At 40.7% G+C, this 3,000-nt stretch carries 2 protein-coding genes; both read right to left on the bottom strand.

Annotated features, from left to right (window positions below):
• Positions 1-4 precede the first annotated feature (4 nt).
• Positions 5-1,561, bottom strand: a complete 1,557-nt coding sequence (locus PX484_RS25370; RefSeq protein WP_288106167.1) for a CPBP family intramembrane glutamic endopeptidase — start codon at positions 1,559-1,561, stop codon at positions 5-7.
• A 178-nt stretch (positions 1,562-1,739) separates the two neighbouring features.
• Positions 1,740-2,966: a glycosyltransferase family 4 protein gene (locus PX484_RS25375; RefSeq protein ID WP_287670782.1), complete on the bottom strand. Its 1,227-nt coding sequence runs from the start codon at positions 2,964-2,966 to the stop codon at positions 1,740-1,742.
• Positions 2,967-3,000: the final 34 nt, after the last annotated feature.

The raw sequence follows: 3,000 nt of genomic DNA on the forward strand, positions 1-3,000 counted from the left end.
TCACCTAACCCGCACCGCTGCCCAATAAAAATAAACTTAACAGGGTGCCACCATTCCAGAGACTATGAACCAACATCGAGGATAATAAATTTTTCGAGCGGGTGTAAACAAAGCCAAGAACACAACCTAGGACGGTTAAAGGCAGCACTTCTGACAAATTTTGGTGAGCAAGGGCGAAAATCAAACTACTAAGGGTAATCGCACCCCAGACGGGTAGATAACGAGTCAAAGAAGCTAGTAAAAAGCCGCGAAAGACAATTTCCTCGAAAAAAGGAGCGGCAAGGGAAGCAGTAAAGCCAAAACAGAGCAAAGCGAAGGTATTCTGGGATTCTAGGGCTAAAGTCAGCAGCGGGTTACTACCCCCTTGTCCTTGCCAAATTAGTTGATTGAGCAAAGAAACGATAATAACCAGGGGTAAAGCGACAAAATAGCCGGCTAATCCCCAGAGAAACCAAGGACTAAAGAGTTTAAAACGAAACCAATCGGGAGGTAAAGGGCGAAAAGGCTTGATTGCTAGGTATAAAACCGATAAACTGCTCAATGTTAAGGCTAAATAACTAACTACAACGTATATTGCTTTAGCTTCTAGGTTAAATTGTTCGGGATTGAGACTCAAGAAACTCGATAAAATCCCGAAAATTACCGGTAAAACAATTTGTCCGACGAAAAAGAAACCGATAATTATTCCCCACCAGAGGGTTTCTCCTCCCCACTTAGTTTGCCAAGCGAGACTATCATCTAAAAAGAGCAGCGATCGCTGTTGCCGGAGCAGCCACTGCACTAATAAAAAGATCAACAGCACAACACCGATTAAACCGCCGATAAGAGGCAAAAAAGCCAATAAAATTAGTTTAATTAACGCATTACCCGCCACTTCACTCTGTTCTTCCTCTAAAGCGAGTAAATCCTCTTGACGATTTTCGAGACTATATAATTTTTCCAGAATGGTATAACGAAACCATCCTTGAAAATTGCGCTCGATTCTCGCTTCAGCATCGGCAGCAATTTCGGGGGGTTCACTGTACAATCCCTCTAACAGCAGCGCATTTTGTAAAATAGCAGGTTTATAGTTCTCAAATTCTGATTTTTCCTTGATGTCTTGCCAGATTTTCCGTGCCGAATCCAAGTCACCTTGACTAGCTTGAATGAGACTTAATTTCAATTCTAAATCTTTTAAGGAGTTGATGTCGCGCTCAAGGGATTTTTTTTGTTCGGGATTAACTGCTGATTTTTCTAGTTCGGTGATTGTTTTTTTGGCACTTTTCTGGGCTGATAAATACTGTTCCTCGGCGGTGCTGTAGGGGTCTTGACCAATCAGGGAAGTTTGAATTAATTTAAGATTAGCAAATTCTTCACTATTAGGATCAGCATCGGTGCTGAGAGTCGTGGCTTGTAGATTGAGATTGGTTTGATATAGTTGAATATTCGATTGGATTTGGGGCTGATTAACACTAGAAATTAAAGCTGTAACCACTGGAGTTAACGCAATAATTGTTAATACAAAAGCGATCGCTTGTTTGAGACTTTGCCAGGAGAGTTTTTTTGAGAAATTATCGAACATGAAAATAGTTAAGTGGGAGTTAGGGGTTAGGTGTTGGGGTTTTAGGGTGTTAGGGTTTTAGTTGAAATTCCCCTATTCCCTATAGGTAGGTATTAAAAATTGTCAGATACCCCCCTTATCAAGGGGGGATTAAGGGGGTATCTATCTTCAATTTAATTATAACTACTTACCCTAATTATTAACTAACTACTTGAGAAAAAAGCTTTTCGTATTGATCCAAAGTCTTTTCAAAGGCATAATTTTCCTCCGCGTATTGTCGTCCCTTTTCTCCTAGTATAGTTGCTAAATCTGGGTTTTTGTATAGCTTTAAAATAGCCGTAGCTAATGCCTCTGGATCTTCAGGAGTAACCACCAAACCACCACCACTGCGCTCGATCGCCCTAGCGGCGGTTCCATCGGCGGGAACAGAAGCAATAATAGCACGGCCACTAGCTAATAATACCTGAATTTTGGACGGCATATTAAAGGAAATAACGTTATGTTTTTGCATCACCATACCCACATCGGCGGCTGCCAACATTTCTGGTAATTTTTCCCGGGGTTGAAAGGGTAATAAAAGCACATTACTGGCCCCCTGTTGTTGGCGATACTTTTCTAGGCGCTCAAGGGCCTCTTTTTTACCAACAATTACCACTTGAATCTCAGGGATGTCAACTAAGTGAACTGCAGCATCAATCAGGGTTTCTAAGGGTTGGGTTAGGGCAATATTGCCAGAATATAAAACAACAAACTTGCCCTCAAGATGATTTTCTTGGCGGAAATAATTATGGTTTTTCGGCAGAGGTTTAATAAAGCTTACATCTACCCAATTAGGAATTTCAATAATTTTCTCACTCGGCACATTTTTAGTGAGGAGATTTTTGGTAAAACCATCGGCAATAACTGAGATTTTGCTGGCAGTTTTGTAGGCAAATTTTTCTAGACTACTAAAAACTTTAATCATTTTCTGATTAGTTAATAATCCCACATGAACTGCCGCATCGGGCAGAATATCCTGTAAATTTAGAATAATCGGTACCCCATATAATTTACTCAATAAAGCGGCGGGAACGCAAACGGGTAATCCGGGGACAGTTAAGAAAATTAGATCCGGTTTTTCACCCTTGAGAGCCTGAAAGAAACTCAAAAAAACAAAGCTCAATTCAAAGAAAATTCGATTTTTTAAACTTCTTTGGGGACGGGCCCAAACGTAGGAACGTTGAATTTTAACACCATTTCGTTCTTCTTCTAGATAGATTTTTCCTCGGTATTCGGGATCGATTTCACTATTAGGATACCAAGGAAAAGCCGTCAAAACCCTGACTTGATGACCTCTTTTAACCAATCCTTCCGCTAATTCTGTCATCAGGGGAGCGATGCCGATCGGTTCGGGATAATAGTTATAAGAATAGAGCAAAATTCGCATAGGGATGGCAATTTGGTTGGGCGATTCAGTTTCA

It is taken from the genome of Microcystis sp. M49636_WE2 (assembly GCF_030065375.1).
In the GTDB taxonomy this organism is placed as follows: domain Bacteria; phylum Cyanobacteriota; class Cyanobacteriia; order Cyanobacteriales; family Microcystaceae; genus Microcystis; species Microcystis aeruginosa_C.